The organism is Actinomyces ruminicola, assembly GCF_900103885.1.
GTDB lineage: Bacteria > Actinomycetota > Actinomycetes > Actinomycetales > Actinomycetaceae > Actinomyces > Actinomyces ruminicola.
In genome coordinates this window covers 1-15,690 of record NZ_FNIM01000024.1, presented here as the reverse complement: position 1 = coordinate 15,690, position 15,690 = coordinate 1, and the positions used below count along the sequence as shown (strand labels likewise).

The window sequence follows — 15,690 nt, the reverse complement described above, 5'->3', positions numbered from 1 at the left end:
GGAGCGTGCCCGGTCACGCCAGGATGCACACGCCGACGGTGATGATCAGGTCGATCAGGATGAACACTGCGAGCGCCCGCCCCACCGGGTGCCCGTAGTTCAGATCGACGCCGACGCCGGCACGCTTCGGCACCAGCAGCGAGGGGTCCGCGCGGTTGACGTAGAACAACCCGCCGAGCCACAGCTCGTCGTCGTCGGGGGAGTCGGCGTCGACGGGCATGAGCCGGCGCGTGAACCGTCGGGACAGCCGGATCAGATCGGCAATCATCCACAGGATCAGCAAGCAGGTTACCGTCACCGTGACAGCCAGCCACCAGCGTGCGGCAGTCGGCGGTTTCATAAGTGGTAGCACCAGGATGCCGGCGAAGGATGTGCTGGTGGCAAGGGCGAGCGGCCCCATCGCCCGGGTAATCAGAAGCGCCTGGGTTGTGGTGAGGCGCTGCGCCCGGCCCCGGTCGCCGTCGACGGGGGTGGTCTGCACCAATCTGAGGCGGGTCACTCTGGCGCACCATGCGACCACGGCGACCAGACCGAGGCCGATGGCCGCGGGCAGCAGGACCTGCAGGGGGCTGCGCCGTGCCCAGCCGTCGACGGTGCCGTCGGCCCCCCAATGGATCGGCAGCGGGTCGGGAAGCGCGTCGTAGCGCAGCAGTACGAAGACCGCGGCGACCAACAGCAAGAGCACCGAGACGACGTACCAGGCCACGCTGTTGGCGGGTTCCTCGGTGGCAGCGATCGTGGCCAGCTTCCGCACCCGCTTACCCTTGTACCAGCCCTCCTGCCGTTTGACCTCAATGATGGGCAGACGCACGACCGTCCAGGACGCAAATGCTGTACCCAACTGCGCCAACATGACGATCCCGGGTAGACCCGGGCGGCTGGCGGAGATGCCGCTCAAGTGCAGCAGCGCAATCGCCGCCACCGCGACGGCGGCGCCGACCAGGCAGCAACCGTGCCAGGTACGAATGGCGCGTAGCACGACCGGGTCGCGGACGCGTTCGGCGGGTACCGACACACCCAGCGGGAGCGTGTCCCGGGAGATGGCCGGAGTCGCCCAGAACGCCAGGCCCAGCACGACGGTCATCAAGATCATGCTTACGGTGTAGGCCAGCATTACCGTTCGCTCCCCACGGGTGAGAGCGTGTCGAGCTGGTGGGCGGCGGCGGCGAGAATCCGCTGCTCGCTCAGGCCGTGTGCGAGGGCCTCGGCCAGCAGCGTGCGCAGACGCGACTGCCAGGCCACGGTCTCGGTCCAGTCGCCGGCAGGGGCGATGACAGTGCCGGACTTGGCGTTGGTGACGACCAGGGCCTCGGCACGCAGAAGATCATATGCCTTGGAGACGGTGGCGGGGTTTATGGCGAAGGCCGACGCGAGCGCGCGCACGGAGGGCAGCCGCTGCCCGGGTCTCAGCTCGCCGCGCGCAATTCCTTCCACGGTCCGGTCGCGGATCTGTTGGTAGATCGGGGTGGGGGACAGGGGATCGACTTCCAGTTCCATGCTGCGAGCTCTCAGGAGGGTGAGGACAAAGCATCTGTACTGATAATACTAGTACAGATGGTGCAGATGGGTAGGTGTGTCGACGTATTACTCGCCAGAGTCAGCGGCCGCGCAGGATGTTGCCGAGGATGGAACGGGTGATCTGGCGGCCGGCGCTGCCGATCAGCTTCTCCACCTCGCGCTGCCGCCGCTCGGCCGCCCGTTCCCGGGCCCGCTGCTCGCGCTCGGCCGCCTTCTCCGCCTCCCGCTGCAGCCGCTCCGCCCGGCGCTGCGCCTCCTTGGCCGCTGCGGCCTCGGCCTTCTCCTGCGCCTTGGCGGCCTCGGCCGCGGCCTTCTCCGCGGCCGCCTGTGCCTCGGCGGCGGCCTGCGCGGCCTGCGCCCGGGCGGCCTCCTCCTCGGCGCGTTTGGCCAGCATTTCGTAGGCGGACTCATTGTCCACTGCGGTGGCGTACTTGGGCATGAGCGTAGAGGCCGAGAGCACCGACTGGATCGTGGCCGGCTGCGCCGGGCCCATGACCGCGGCCGGGGTGTTCACGACTACGGGCGCGACCGGCGCCGGCCTTCCCTTCTCATCCAGCACCGACACCACCGCCTGTCCGGTGCCCAGGCCGGTGAGCACCCGGCTCAGGTCGAGCGGTGATACCGGGAAGGTGGACACCGCCCGCTTCAGCTTGGCGGCGTCGGCCGGTGTGTGGGCGCGCAGCGCGTGCTGGATACGGCTGCCCAGCTGGGCCAGCACCGCCTCGGGAACGTCCGTGGGGGACTGGGTGATGAACACGATGCCGACCCCCTTGGAGCGGATGAGCCGTACCGTGCGCGTTACCGCCTCCAGGAAGGCTGCGCTGGCGCCGTCGAACAGCAGGTGCGCCTCGTCGAAGAAGAACACCAGTTTCGGCTGGTCCGGGTCACCGACCTCGGGCAGCACCGAGAACAGCTCACCCAGCAGCCACATCAGGAAGGTGGAGAACAGTTTCCCCTGTGACTGGATATCCGCCAGCTCCAGGGAGGAGATCATGCCCCGACCGTCGGCTGCGGTGCGCAACAGGTCGCGCACGTCCAGAGCCGGCTCCCCGAAGAACACCGAGCCCCCTGCGGCCTCCAGGGCGGAGACCTGCCGCAGGATGACCCCGGCCGTCGCGGCGGAGACCCCGCCGATGCCCCGCAGCTCCTGCTTGCCGACCTCCGTGGCGGTCAGGTAGTCGACCACGCTGCGCAGGTCCTTGAGGTCTATCAGTGCCAGTCCCTGCGCATCAGCCCAGTGAAAGACGAGCTCCAGCGCGGAGGTCTGGGTCTCGTTGAGGCCCAGCACGCGGGACAGCAGCACCGGCCCGAACGCCGTCACCGTGGTACGGATCGGGGTGCCCGCCCCGGCCGCGGCGCGCGTGGCGTCCGCCCGGGTGGAGCCGGCGTCGCCGAGCGTGAATAGCTCCAGTGGGAAGGCCCGTCCCTCCCAGGCCTGACCGGTGGAGGCGTTGCGGGCCATGACCTTCTCAGAGGCGACGCCGGCCTCCGCCAGGCCCGTAAGGTCCCCCTTCACGTCTGACAGGAACACGGGCACGCCGGCGGCGGACAGCCCCTCCGCCAGCAGCTGCAGCGTGCGAGTCTTGCCGGTCCCGGTGGCGCCGGCGACCAGGGCGTGGCGGTTGAGCAGACCGAGCGGGATGCCCACACGCACGCCGGGCACCGGGGCCGGCTCCGATGCCGTCGGCCCGGCTGGGCTCGGCTCGCCTTCGGTGGGGTAATCCAGGAAGGTGCCCACGGGCAGCACGGGGCCGGAGAAGGCGTAGCCGTCGCGCACACGGGCGGCGTAGTCGGATACTGCCTCCGAATCCGCAGCCGGGGCGTTCTGTGACTCCGCTGCTGCGGGAGCCGTTAGCGGCGTGCCTGCCGGTTCCGCCGGGCTGGGCGCCTGCGGCTGCGCCGACGCGTCGATCGTCTGGGGGGAGGACGCCGCGGCGGCGTCGGCCTGGGCGGCCAGCGCCGCCTCCAGGGCTGCCTGTGCGGCGGCGGCCCTTGCGGCAGCGGCCTCTGCCGCGGCCTGCGCCGCCTCGGCCTTGAGGCGGGCGATCTCGGCGGGATCCGGTGTGTTGCTCGTCATGCCCGCATCGTATGCGGCCGCAGCCACGATCACGTGTTTTGGAGGTTCGCGACCGTCCTGAGGGATAACCGGCTCTTCGTGTGTTGGGGTGCGGGCGCGTCCGCCAGTGCGAGGCTAGGCCGACGGCGTCATCGCGCCCGGGGCCGGACTTGTCTACTACGCCAGTAAGTGCTCTAGTACGCCACTTAGGCGTTTGTTGAAGGACTCTGCGCGCTTCAACAAACGCCTAACCGGCGTAGTAGACGCCGAGGTGGCGTACTCAACGCCACCTCCCACGGCCCCGCGCTCCCAGCACCTCCAGGCCGCGCCCGCCGCGAAGACCCGCACCGCCAGCCACCAGGCCTCAATCCGCCAAGAGCCCGTTAACCGGGATGAGAGGCGGCAGATGAGACGGTGGTCTTCAGCATTGCTATTCGTACTGCGGCGACTGGGAGAGGGGCCTACGACCGCAAGACAGGAACCACCCCACCACAGCGTCAAACAGGAGGAGTCCTCACACCTCGTCTATCTCGCCGACTGCCCAGCCCGTGCGCCTGTGACACGATGGTCCGCATGACGCAGTATCACTTTGGCGTGTATGCCCGCATCACTAAGGACGGCTACCTGCTCTGCGTTCACAAGACACGGGGCCCGTACAGGGGACTGCTGGATCTGCCGGGCGGCCGGCCCGAGCCCGGCGAGCGCTGGGAAGAGACCTTGCGGCGTGAGCTGGACGAGGAGCTGGGTGTCTCATCCTTTGCGACGCTGGGGCTCCGCCGTGTGCAGATACACGTGACCGAGGACTCGCGCGGCAATCCGATTGACTTCCACCACTACGGGGTGGTGGCGGATGTGCAGCTCATGGAGGAGCTACCGCGAATGGCGCCGACATCAGCGGATACCAGTGGTTGGCAATGGCAGCTGCTTGAGGATCATGCGCGCATGAGCGCCTTCGCTCGTGCCGCGATCGCTCCGCCCGTCATCTGACACGCCCACAACGAGCAATCGTCGCTTTCCCGACCGTACTGGTCGGGGGCATACGCTTCGAGCATGTCGCTCACGGTGGTCACCGACTCGGCAGCCTGCCTGCCCCCCGCGCTCGCGGACGCGCACGGCATCATCGTCGTCCCCCTGCATACGATGGAAGAGGACGACGGGGCGGCGACGACGGCGCGCCCGGCGGTCGCCGAACTCGCCGACGCCTATCGCGCAGCGGCTGCGGGCGGAAACGAAGTCCTCGCCCTGCACATCGCCTCTGCGCTGTCAGGCACGGCAGACAATGCCCGCCTGGCGGCACATGAGCTCGCCGCCGAGGGGGCGAAGGTCACGGTGCTGGACTCGGGGGCCTCCGGCGGAGCCCTGGGACTGGCGGCTCTGGCCGCGGCGGAGGCCGACGACGCTCGCCGCGGGGCCGCCCGCGCACGCGAATCCGTGGCTCGCTCCCGGCTGTTCTTCCTGGTCCAGGACCTGTCCCATCTGCGCCGCGGTGGCAGAATCGACCGCACCACCGCCTTCGCCGGCGGCGCCCTGGGCATCCGGCCGATTCTGACCACCGGCCCGGAGGGGATCGGCGTGGTCGAAATGGTGCGCGGGGCCGCCCGTGCCCGCCGCCACCTGATCGCGCAGGCGGTGCGCGCAGCAGGTGGAACCGCCCTGACCGGCCCCCGGCCGCCGGCTGCGCCCGTCAGGCTCGCCGTCCACTACTGCGACGACCCGGCCGCCGGGCGCGCTCTGGAGAACGATCTGGCCGACGCCATGGTGGAGGCCGGGGCCGTCGTTGAATCCATCATGCGCTCACCCGCGGATCCGGCCAGCCGCGTTCACTTGGGCCCCGGTGCACTCGGCATCGTCGTTGCCCCGCATCTTGAGCCGCCACGCTAGAGGCTTGGCTCCAAGGGCCGGGGGCGAGGCGGGTCGCCGTTGCCGTTACCGGTGTGACGGTTGTTGTCTGCACACCGGAGCCGTCAGGACAAATCCGTGCGGTTCGGGTTTTTCGCTGAAATTACAACGAAGCAGCAGTTGGGGTCGAAACCGTGATGACACTCCTGTGTGCGTCGGGGCCCGCGCTGCACATGGGAGCCCCTGCACCGTCTTGGACCTTCCGGACCAAAGCGCGGAAACATGCGGATTGTGGGCTTGAGCTGGATCCCTTTGTGTGCAATACCCGTCCTCCCTGATCCGAGGTCATGGGCGCACCCGTCCATGAGGTCGTTCCGTCGCCAAACGCGGGGGAACGTGCCGCTCCGGCAAGCCCACAGAACCCGATTGCTTGGACAACCCGCCCCAAACCGCGTGCACCGACCTCCACAGGCGCCGCTCGCCACACCCTGCGGGCAGGCCATCCACAGGCGACGGGACGGCATCGGTCCTACGCCCCTACCGTCGGTGCATGAGCGGCAAGCGGGTGGCGGACCGGGTGGGCAAACGCCCCCTCACGGACTTCGTGCGCATCGCCTGCTCCACCGACCCAGCCGAACCGGTGCGGCACCCCAGGCGCCTCGCCCTCGCCCCCAGGGCCGCCATCGGCATCGGAATCGCGCTGGTGCTACTCGCACTCGCTCTCGCACTGCGCACCGTGCTGCTGGCACCCGCAACGGTCGCCCGGGACGGCTCAGCCGCAACCGCTGCCCGGGAGGACACCGTCACCGCCCCCACGGTCCCGGTCACCGACCCGTTGGCAACCTCCGCTCCCACGGGGATGGACGCGGGCGGGGAACTGGTCGTCCATGTCGCCGGCGCCGTCGCCGGCCCCGGCGTGGTGGTGCTGCCGGCGGGTGCGCGTGTAGTAGACGCCATCACCGCGGCCGGTGGCGCCCTGCCGGACGCAGACACAGACCAGCTCAACCTCGCCCGCGTCCTGGCCGACGGCGAGCAGGTGCGAGTCCCCTACCAGGGCGAGGACGCCTCCGCCTGGAACGCGGATGACGGCTCGGCGCAGGCGGGCGGGGAAGCCACTGCCGGGGAAGGCGGCGGGACCGGTACCACCGCCGACGGGCGCATCAACATCAACACCGCCACCGCCGCGCAGCTGGAGGGCCTGCCAGGCATCGGGCCCGCCCTGGCCCAGCGGATCGTCGACTACCGCACCGAGCACGGTCCCTTCACCTCTGTAGACGAGCTGATGAGCGTTTCCGGCATCGGCGCCGCCAAGCTCGAGGGCCTGCGAGACGAGGCGACCGTATGAGTCGTGCCTCCCGCCAAGACCGCTCTGGGCGTGCTGAGCCTCGCACCTCCGGGCCCGCGCCCTGGGACGATCCGGCCACCCTGCACCGCCTGTCGCCGCGCCGCCGCGCCCATCACCCCGTTCGGGAAAGCGCCCCGTCGCCGCTCGACCTGCGCCTGGCACCGTCTGCCGCCGGGGCCTGGGCGGCCGCGTTCTGGGCCGTAGGCCTGGACGGCGAGCGACCCTGGCTCCCGGCGGCGGTAGGCGCGGTCGCGGCCGCCGCGGCGGCAGTCCCGCTGGCGGTGGCCGCCTCCCGTTTCCGACCGCCTCGGCACCGCTACGATCCGCGGCCCGGTGCCGACAACCCCGACCGCTCGGCTAGCGGATCACTGGCCGCCTCCCTGCTCGTCCTGGCACTGACGGTGTCGGCGGTGCTGACGGCGGCCACCGCCGGATCCTGGGCGCGCAGCCGCGACCCGCTCACCATTGCCGCCCGGGAGGGCCGCACCGTCACCCTGACCGGTACCGTCACCCGCGCACCGCGCGCAGCCGCCACCGCCAGGTGGACCACCGTCCTGACCGTCGTCGCCGTGGACACCGTCGACGGCGCTCCCTCGCGGCTCACGACCTCCGTCCTGGGTGACGCCGACTGGCTGGAGGTCCCCATGGGCGCGCCCGTGCGCGTGCAGGCGCGTCTGCGCCCCGCCGATCCGGGCGCCGCCGAGGCCGCCATCATCGGCGCGAACGCCGCCGTGACCGTGACCGGCCCGGCCACGGGCGCCCTCGGCACAGTTGCGAGGCTGCGCGCCGGGCTCGTAGAGGCCGTGGGCGAGGAGCCCAACGGGGCGGATGATGCCGAAAGCCGCTGGCCGGCCGGCACCCGCGCCCTCGTGCCCGGCGTCGCCCTCGGCGACGATCATGCCCTGCCGACCGACGTGCGTGAGGATATGCGCACCGTCTCCATGACTCACTTGACCGCCGTGTCGGGCCAGCACGTGGCGATCGTCCTGGGACTGGTGCTGTCGGGGCTGGGGGTCCTGCCCCGTTGGGTGCGTGCCGGTGTTGGAGCACTGGTACTGGTCGGCCTCGTGGTGCTCGTGCGCCCGGACGGGTCTGTGCTGCGGGCGGCCACCATGGGCATGGTGATGCTACTGGGCGTGGCGGCGGGAAGGCGCTCCGCCTCCCTGCCCGCCCTGTGCACGGGGGTGATTGTCCTGCTACTGGTCGACCCCTGGCAGTCCCGCGACTACGGATTCGCCCTGTCGGTGCTGGCCACCGCCGGCATCCTGCTCGGCTCCGCGCCACTGGCCGCCGTGCTGTCCCGGCGGCTGCCCCGCCCGCTGGCCGCCGGGGTGGCCCTGCCGCTGGTCGCTCAGCTCGCCTGCGCCCCGGTGCTGGTGCTGCTGCAACCGGTCGTGGGTGTCTGGTCGGTGCCCGCGAATGTGCTGGCCGCCCCGCCCGTGCCGGTGGCCACGGTGTGCGGCATCCTCGCCGCCCTGGTGGAGCCGCTGTGCCCGCAGGCGGCGACCGTCATTGCCTGGCCTGCGACGGCGTCGTGCGCCTGGCTGGCGCTGGTGGCCCGCGTCTTCGCCCGCCTGCCGGGGGCCGCCCTCGCCTGGCCCGACCAGATGGGAGGGGCACTGCTCCTGGCAGCGCTCGAAGCCGCCGCCGTCGGCCTGCTGTACCGGCGCCGTCGGCGTCGTGCGCGGCGGCCGCCCGGCCGTGGCAGGCTATGAGCCATGGCAACCTCCCGACCCGCCCGCGGCGCCCGTCGCGCCCCCGCCGGACCCGCCTGGGACGAGGTGAGTCTCGCCCCGATCGTGCTGATCCGGGCGGGGGAGGAGCTGCTCGCCGACCGGGCCGTCTCCCGGCTCCTGGCCCAGGCGCGCCAGCAGGATCCGGCCACCGAGGTCATCACCGTGGAGGCCGCCACCTACGAGGCCCACCAGCTCGACACGCTGGTGTCCCCGTCCCTGTTCGGCGAGCCCAAGCTGGTGCTCGTCCCCGCGCTGGAGCAGATGACCGACGCGCTGCTGACCGACCTGCTCGCCTACGTCTCCGCGCCCGCCCCGGACGTGGCCGTCGTCCTGCGGCACAACGGCGGTCAGCGCGGCAAGAAGCTGCTGGACGCGCTCGCCAAGTCCCCCTACCCGGTAGCCACAATCCAGGCGGTTAAATCCCCCAAGGACAAGGCCGCCCTGGTCGCCGCAGACGTGCGGAGGGCCGGACGCCGCATGGAGCCCGACGCCGTCGGCGCACTCGTTGACGCGCTGGGAACCGACCTGCGGGAGCTGTGCTCCGCCGCCGAGCAGCTCATCGCCGACACCCAGGGCACCATCACCGTCGACACCGTCAACACCTACTACGCGGGTCGTTTCGAGGCCACCGGATTCACGGTCGCCGATGCCGCGGCAGCCGGGAACGTCGCCAAGGCCGTCACCGCCCTGCGACACGCCCTGGCCACCGGCACCGACCCGGTGCCCATCGTCGCCGCCCTGGCCATGAAGATCCGCCAGCTGGCCCGGGTCGCCGCCATGGGCGGCCGCAGGGGACTGACCGCCCGCGACCTGGGCATGGCGCCATGGCAGGCCGAGCGCGCCCGCCGTGAGTTGTCCGGCTGGTCCGATGACGCCCTGGCCGTGGCGATTCAGGCGGTCGCCCGTGCCGACGCGGAGGTCAAGGGCGCCTCGCGTGACTCCGTCTACGCCGTGGAGCGTGCGGTGCTGACCATCTGCGACGCCCGCCGCGGTCGCCTGCCTGGGCGCGGCGGGCGCTGAAACCGGGCCCGGGCGCGCCGGGGCGGCCCGGACCGGCGCTCAGCTGCGCGCGATGGCTGCCAGTGTGAGTGCCGTGCTCATGGCCGCGCACGCCGCCTCGTAGCCCTTGTCCTCATCGGAGCCGGGGCCACCGCAGCGGGCGAGCGCCTGGGCCTCGTTGTCGCAGGTGAGCAGGCCGAAACCCACCGGCACCCCCGTGTCGAGGGCGACCCTGCTCAGCCCGTCGGTGGCGGCCCGGCACACGTAGTCGAAGTGGGGAGTGCCGCCGCGGATGACGACGCCCAGCGCGACGACGGCGTCGGCCCCGCCCCGCGCCGCGGCCGCGGCGAGGATCGGCAGCTCGAAGGAGCCGACCGCCCGCACCACGTTCGCCTGCGCCCCGGCGGCCTCGATGGCGCGCAGCGCCCCCGCGAGCAGGCCGGTCATGACCTGCTCGTGCCACTGCGCGGCCACGACCGTCACCCGCATGCCCTGCGCGCGGGGTGCGCTCTGCTCAGGTGCTCCGGTTCCGCTCATCGTGCTGCTCCTTCGTGCTCGTTGCCGTGGTTGTAGTTGCGCGCCGACCGGTCGTCGGCGTCGGCCGTCCCGGGGTGCTGCGCGGCCGCGGGCGGCGGCGTCCCACCGGGTTCCAGGCCCGCGAGCAGGTGCCCCATGCGGTCGCGCTTGGTGCGCAGGTAGGCGAGGTTCTCTCCGTTGGCGAAGGTCGGTGTCGCCCGCCGGGCGGACACGCTGACCCCGTAATGCTCCAGGCCAGCGACCTTGTCCGGGTTGTTCGTCATGAGCTCGACCGATCGCACGCCGAGGAAGCGCAGCACCTGGGCGGCGGTGGCGTAGCTGCGCGCATCTGCAGGCAGTCCCAGCGCCACGTTGGCGTCGAGGGTGTCCATTCCCTCCTCCTGGAGGGCGTAGGCCCGAAGCTTGTCGATGAGCCCGATGCCGCGCCCCTCATGGTCGGAGGCGTAGACGAGGATGCCGCGTCCACGAGCGCTGATCGCCTCCATTGCGGCGCCCAGCTGAGGCCCGCAGTCGCAGCGCAGGGAGGACAGGACGTCGCCGGTCAGGCACGCGGAGTGCACCCGAGTGAGGACGTCCTCACCACCCGCGATGTTGCCGCACACGAGCGCTAGGTACTCGGCGCCGTCCACCCGGCTGCGCAGGGCGTGAGCCGTGAACTCGCCGTGGGCGGTGGGCAGGTGAGCGGTTACCACCTCCTCGACGAGCTCCTCGTGCAGCCACCGGTAGCGCTCCAGGTCACTGACCGAGATCATGGGCAGGGAGTGCGCGTCGGCGAAGTCGCGCAGCTGGTGGCGGCGCGCCATGGTCCCGTCGTCGTTGACTACCTCGACGAGAACGCCGACCGGCCGGTGACCCGACAGGCGCATGAGGTCGACGGCGGCCTCCGTGTGCCCGCGGCGGCTGAGGATCCCGCCCTCGCGTGCGCGCAGGGGGAAGACATGACCGGGGTGGACGAGGTCGGTCGGCACCGAGCCCGGGTCCGCCAGGACGCGGATGGTGCGCGCCCGGTCGGCCGCGCTCACGCCGGTCGTGACCCCGGTGCGAGCATCGGCGCTCAGTGTGAAGGCCGTTCGCTTGGGATCGGTGTTGTGCTCGGTCATCATGGGGATGCCCAGGCGGTCGAGCTCCTGCGCCGTAGTCGGCACGCAGATGATGCCCGTCGAGTGGCGGACCGCGAAGGCCAGCTGCGCGGTCGTGGCCGTATCCGCAGGGAAGATGAGGTCCCCCTCGTTCTCCCGGCCCTCATCGTCCACCACCACGACCATGCGGCCGTCGGCGAGTGCGCCCAGGGCGTGCTCGACGGTGTCGAGGCGGACGCGGGTGTTCTTCAGCATGCTGGTGCCCCTCCCTCGCCGGGCGCGGCCCCCAGGAGCCGCTCGACATACTTAGACATGACATCGACCTCTAGGTTGACCCGGTCACCCGCCGCCCTCGTACCGAGCGTCGTGCGGCGCAGGGTCTCCGGAATGAGGCCGACGCTCAAGGTCGGCCCGGCCGACGCCGGGCCGTCACCGGTCCGGGCAGCGTCCTCGGCGACGTCGACCACCGTCAGGGAGACCCCATCGACGGCGACGGAGCCCTTGACAGCCACGTAGCGGGCGAGGCCATGAGGCAGGGAGAAGCGCACGAGGTCCCAGTGCTCCCCGTGCTGACGGTCGACGACGTCGACAGTGGCATCGACGTGCCCCTGGACGACGTGTCCGCCAAGGCGGTCGCCTACGCGCAGCGCCCGCTCGAGGTTGACCCGCTCGCCGGGGGCCACGGCACCCAGGTTCGTGCGGGTGAGCGTCTCCGCCATGAGGTCCGCCGTGAAGGCGCCGTCGTGCAGCTCGGCGACGGTCAGGCAGCAGCCGTTGACAGCGATGGAGTCACCTGCCCGTGCGTCCCGGGTGACGACCGGCGCGGCAACCGTGAGCCGGGCGGAGTCACCGGTGGTCTCGAGCCTGATGACTTCTCCGAGTTCCTCGATGATTCCGGTGAACATCAGTGATTCTCCTCGGCGTGGTGGTGGATGGGGGTTATGGACGCGGTCGTTCGGTTCGTGCCGCCGGGATCGGGGTCGCCGGTCAGGCGGATGGCGAGATTGTCGCCCTCGCCGAGAACCACGACATGGGGGTGGTGGAGCCGCAGGGCGTCGGCGATCGTCGACACCCCGAAGTCGGCGACGGCGGCGGGGCCCGCGCCGAGCAGCGCGGGCGCCACGTAGGCGACCACCTCGTCGACGACGCCGGCGCGCAGGAAGGCGGCCGCGAGGGTCGGCCCGCCCTCCAGCAGGACGTGGCGGATCTCGCGGGAAGCGAGGGCGGCGAGAACGGCGTGCGGGTCGTGGTCAGGCAGGAGGAGGTGGTTGGCGTCGGCGAGCACTTGCGCGGTGGGCGGAATGGGGCGCGAGCCGACGACGACGCGCAGCGGCTGGAGGCGGGCCGGAGCCGACCGCCCCGCCTCGTCGCGGATGGTCAGGGCCGGGTCATCGGCGAGGACGGTGCCGGTACCCACCATGATGGCATCGCAGTCGCGGCGCAGGCGGTGTGCGTCGTGACGGGCCGCCGGCGGGGTGATCCAGCGGCTGGTCGTGTCGGCGGCGGCGACGCGGCCGTCGAGGGTGGCCGCGAGCTTCCACGTCACCATGGGACGTCCCGTCGTGACGGCGAGGAGCCACGGGCGGTTGAGCCGGGCGGCCTGCTCGGCGCACAGACCGCGCCGGACGCGGACGCCGGCGGCCGCGAGTGCTGCCGCACCGCCGCGAGCCTGTGCGGTGGGGTCGTCCTGGGCGTAGACGACGTCTGCGACTCCCGCATCGAGGAGCGCCTGAGCGCACGGACCGGTACGGCCCTGGTGGTTGCAGGGCTCGAGTGTGACGACGGCGGTGGTGCCGTACGCGCTAATGCCGGCTGCCGCCAGGTTCGCCAGGGCGTCGACCTCGGCGTGGGCGGTGCCGGCGCCGCGGTGGTAGCCCTCGGCGAGGACGTGGCCGTCGGGGGAGAGGATGACGCAGCCGACCCGAGGATTGGGACCTGCAGGAGCGTCGGGGGAGGCGGCGATGACGACGGCGCGGTGCATCGCGGCCGTCTCTGCCGGCGTGAACGAGGTCATGCAGTCCTCTCCCTCGGGTGCCCAAGGGGAGGAGACACATGGGTATGACGGCCGACGGGCCTTGGCGCGCGGCTCGACACCATGTGTCCCGTGTGCGCTTCCCATCCGGACTTTCACCGTCGGTCCAGGAGTTTCACCTGGTCAGCCGACCGCAGGATGCGGACGGGTCGCGGACTGTCACCGCCGGTTCGGACTTACACCGACCCCAGAGCACACGAGATTGTCTCGTTGAGACGAAATATACCGCACTACTTCTTGCGGTAGAGCGACTTCGTGGCGAAGACCGGCTCGTTAGTCACCTGGATGCCGAGCGCGCGGAAGATCCCCTCGTCGACGCTCCCGAGGATGGTCGAGGTGTGGACGTCGCAGCCGCGCAGGCTGCCCAGCTGGTCCAGCGCCCGGGCGGCGTTGACGTCCCCGTTGGCGGACACCGCCAGCGCGATCAGGACCTCGTCGGTGTGCAGGCGCGGGTTGCGGCTGCCCAGATGACGGGTCTTGAGCGTCTGGATCGGCTCGATCGACTCCTTGGCCAGCAGGTCCACCTGCGGGTCGATGCCGGCCAGGCGCTTGAGGGCGTTGAGCAGCATGGCCGAGGAGCACCCGAGCAGCGGAGAGGTCTTGCCCAGTTCGATCGTCCCGTCCGGCAGCTCGATGGCGGCCGCCGGCGCCTTGGTCACCTCGGCCAGTTCCAGCGCCGGTACCACCACCGGACGGTCCTCCTTGGCGATGCCGAGCTTGCTCATCAGCAGCGCGATGCGTCCGGACTGGACCGGCTCCAGCATGTCCCGCTTCTCAGTGACCAGCGCCTTGTAGTAGCGGCGGATGACCTCCTGCTTGGATGCCTCCCGGCAGACCTCGTCGTCGCTGATGCAGTAGCCGGCCATGTTGACCCCCATGTCGGTGGGGGAGGCGTAGGGGGAGGAGCCCATGATCTGCTCGAACAGGCGCGACAGTACCGGGAACACCTCGACATCGCGGTTGTAGTTGACCGTCTGCACGCCGTGGGCGGCCAGGTGGTAGGGATCGATCATGTTCACGTCGTCGAGGTCGGCGGTGGCGGCCTCATAGGCGATGTTTACCGGGTGGTCCAGCGGCAGGTTCCAGATCGGGAAGGTCTCGAACTTCGCGTATCCGGAGGCGATGCCGCGCATGTGGTCGTGGTAGATCTGCGACAGGCAGGTGGCCATCTTGCCCGAGCCTGGCCCCGGTGCGGTGACCACGATCAGATCGCGGCTGGTCTCGATGTACTCGTTGCGCCCGTACCCCTGGTCGGAGACGATGCGGGCCACATCGTTGGGGTAGCCCGGGATCGGGTAGTGGCGGTAGACGGTGATGCCGAGCTTGTTCAGCTTGCGCTTGAACTCGGCGGCCTGCTGGTTGTCGTCCGTCCACTGGGTGATCACGACGCTGCCCACACACAGCCCGTAGTCGCGGAAGGCATCCACGTGGCGCAGTACCTCGTCCTCGTAGGAGGTGCCGTGGTCGGCGCGGATCTTGCGCCGGGCGAAGTCCCTGGCGTTGACGGCGACGATGATCTCCACGTCGTCGGCCAGCTCGGCGAGCATAACGATCTTGTTGTCGGGGGTGAAACCGGGCAGGACCCGGGCGGCGTGCATGTCGTCAATGAGCTTGCCACCGAACTCCAGGTAGAGCTTGCCGCCGAACTGGGCGCGCCGCTGCGCGATGCGTTCGGACTGCATCTTGAGGTACTTGTCCCGATCAAACCCGATACGCATGCGTTCTCCTCGCGGTCGCTGAATGGTGCGGCCGGGCGGGAGGACGCCGGCCTGACGAATCGTAACGCCATCGGCCGATGCCAATAGAACGGGTCCGGTGGATGGAAGCCCGATGCGCCCGGTCATACTCCGGGGTCTGCGGAGGGGTTTGTCTGGCGGGTAAGGCCCAGTCGGGTCCGCGCCCCCGGCCGGCGCCGGAGGGCGAGCATGCCACCGACGCAGGCGGGCGCACGGTTCGTGTGTCCCTGTGACGGTTCGTCAGGTGGCGCCGACGGTTCGCCATGAACGCGACGGTTCGCGCACCTACCCGCGAATCGTCGCAGGATGTAGCGAATCGTCTGCTGGAACGCGCGAACCGTCGAGCGAAGACACGAACCGTGACGCCTGCTCCCACGGGTCCGCCGAGACCGTAGACGGTCTTCATGTTTGAAGGGTGCAGTGTCTGACGAATACGTGTGGACGGGTGGGCCGCGAGACCCGGGGCCGCTGTGGATGGGGCCCGTCCGGTGCCGACGACGTCCTTGTCTGCCCGAGGACGTCCTCTGGCCGGCGAGAACGTCCTGTTTCGCCCCAGTCCCTCGCGAATGTGGAGGGTTTGGGGCTCGCATGGTTCCGTCCTTCGGGTTTGACGCGGGTTTGTGGGGAGTATTCGTTGGAAGCGTGCGGGTTCAGTTTGAGGCGGTTCCTCATTGAGTCCCATTGAGTCCCACCGAGTCTGCTAGAGTTATTCCACGTGGGTGCCACGCGGTGCGTGGAACAGTTTGGAGGCAGGCATGAGGAAGCGGCGTTCGTTCGGGAACATCAGTCGGTTGCCGTCGGGCAACTACAGGG

13 protein-coding genes and 1 riboswitch are annotated in these 15,690 nt (G+C 70.7%); of the genes, 5 read left to right on the top strand and 8 right to left on the bottom strand.

Going from position 1 to position 15,690, the window contains the following annotated elements:
* Nucleotides 1-13: 13 nt before the first annotated feature.
* From BLR49_RS12350 to BLR49_RS12340, 3 genes are all read right to left on the bottom strand, one after another.
* Nucleotides 14-1,093 carry a DUF1648 domain-containing protein gene (locus BLR49_RS12350; RefSeq protein ID WP_176765881.1) on the bottom strand — a complete coding sequence of 360 codons (1,080 nt, stop codon included), beginning with the start codon at nt 1,091-1,093 and terminating at the stop codon, nt 14-16.
* A gap of 20 nt (nt 1,094-1,113) precedes the next feature.
* On the bottom strand, nt 1,114-1,497 hold the full coding sequence (locus tag BLR49_RS12345) for a GntR family transcriptional regulator (RefSeq protein ID WP_092538064.1): 384 nt from the start codon (nt 1,495-1,497) through the stop codon (nt 1,114-1,116).
* A 100-nt stretch (nt 1,498-1,597) separates the two neighbouring features.
* Nucleotides 1,598-3,595, bottom strand: a complete 1,998-nt coding sequence (locus BLR49_RS12340) for a helicase HerA-like domain-containing protein (protein ID WP_092538084.1) — start codon at nt 3,593-3,595, stop codon at nt 1,598-1,600.
* Between the two features lie 552 nt (nt 3,596-4,147).
* Here BLR49_RS12340 and BLR49_RS12335 point away from each other — a divergent pair.
* The 5 genes from BLR49_RS12335 to holA all read left to right on the top strand — a co-directional run bounded on the left by BLR49_RS12335 (nt 4,148) and on the right by holA (nt 9,514).
* Nucleotides 4,148-4,561, top strand: a complete 414-nt coding sequence (locus BLR49_RS12335; protein WP_176765880.1) for an NUDIX domain-containing protein — start codon at nt 4,148-4,150, stop codon at nt 4,559-4,561.
* Nucleotides 4,562-4,624: 63 nt separating this feature from the next.
* Nucleotides 4,625-5,455: a DegV family protein gene (locus BLR49_RS12330; RefSeq protein ID WP_092538060.1), complete on the top strand. Its 831-nt coding sequence runs from the start codon at nt 4,625-4,627 to the stop codon at nt 5,453-5,455.
* Nucleotides 5,456-5,963: 508 nt separating this feature from the next.
* A complete protein-coding gene (locus BLR49_RS12325) occupies nt 5,964-6,758 on the top strand; it encodes a ComEA family DNA-binding protein (RefSeq protein ID WP_245690714.1) in 795 nt (264 codons plus the stop codon).
* Nucleotides 6,755-8,473 (top strand): ComEC/Rec2 family competence protein, encoded by a 1,719-nt coding sequence (locus tag BLR49_RS12320; protein WP_245690712.1) that lies wholly within the window; start codon nt 6,755-6,757, stop codon nt 8,471-8,473. Before BLR49_RS12325 ends, BLR49_RS12320 begins: the two co-directional genes overlap by 4 nt.
* A gap of 3 nt (nt 8,474-8,476) precedes the next feature.
* Nucleotides 8,477-9,514, top strand: coding sequence for a DNA polymerase III subunit delta (holA, locus tag BLR49_RS12315; RefSeq protein WP_092538058.1), 1,038 nt, complete (start codon nt 8,477-8,479; stop codon nt 9,512-9,514).
* A 39-nt stretch (nt 9,515-9,553) separates the two neighbouring features.
* Here the strand turns inward: holA and ribH are convergent, their stop codons facing one another.
* The 5 genes from ribH to BLR49_RS12290 form a co-directional block, all read right to left on the bottom strand.
* Nucleotides 9,554-10,030, bottom strand: coding sequence for a 6,7-dimethyl-8-ribityllumazine synthase (gene ribH / locus BLR49_RS12310; RefSeq protein WP_092538056.1), 477 nt, complete (start codon nt 10,028-10,030; stop codon nt 9,554-9,556).
* Nucleotides 10,027-11,364, bottom strand: coding sequence for a bifunctional 3,4-dihydroxy-2-butanone-4-phosphate synthase/GTP cyclohydrolase II (locus BLR49_RS12305; protein ID WP_092538054.1), 1,338 nt, complete (start codon nt 11,362-11,364; stop codon nt 10,027-10,029). Before BLR49_RS12305 ends, ribH begins: the two co-directional genes overlap by 4 nt.
* Nucleotides 11,358-12,014 (bottom strand): riboflavin synthase, encoded by a 657-nt coding sequence (locus BLR49_RS12300; RefSeq protein WP_092538052.1) that lies wholly within the window; start codon nt 12,012-12,014, stop codon nt 11,358-11,360. Before BLR49_RS12300 ends, BLR49_RS12305 begins: the two co-directional genes overlap by 7 nt.
* The gene (gene ribD, locus BLR49_RS12295) at nt 12,014-13,123 is read right to left on the bottom strand and encodes a bifunctional diaminohydroxyphosphoribosylaminopyrimidine deaminase/5-amino-6-(5-phosphoribosylamino)uracil reductase RibD (protein WP_092538050.1); all 1,110 of its coding nucleotides are present in this window, start codon (nt 13,121-13,123) and stop codon (nt 12,014-12,016) included. The genes BLR49_RS12300 and ribD overlap by 1 nt, the downstream gene beginning before the upstream one ends.
* 88 nt (nt 13,124-13,211) lie before the next feature.
* Nucleotides 13,212-13,341: riboswitch (FMN riboswitch) on the bottom strand.
* 30 nt (nt 13,342-13,371) lie between these two features.
* On the bottom strand, nt 13,372-14,859 hold the full coding sequence (locus tag BLR49_RS12290) for a DUF1846 domain-containing protein (protein WP_092538048.1): 1,488 nt from the start codon (nt 14,857-14,859) through the stop codon (nt 13,372-13,374).
* Nucleotides 14,860-15,690 lie beyond the last annotated feature (831 nt).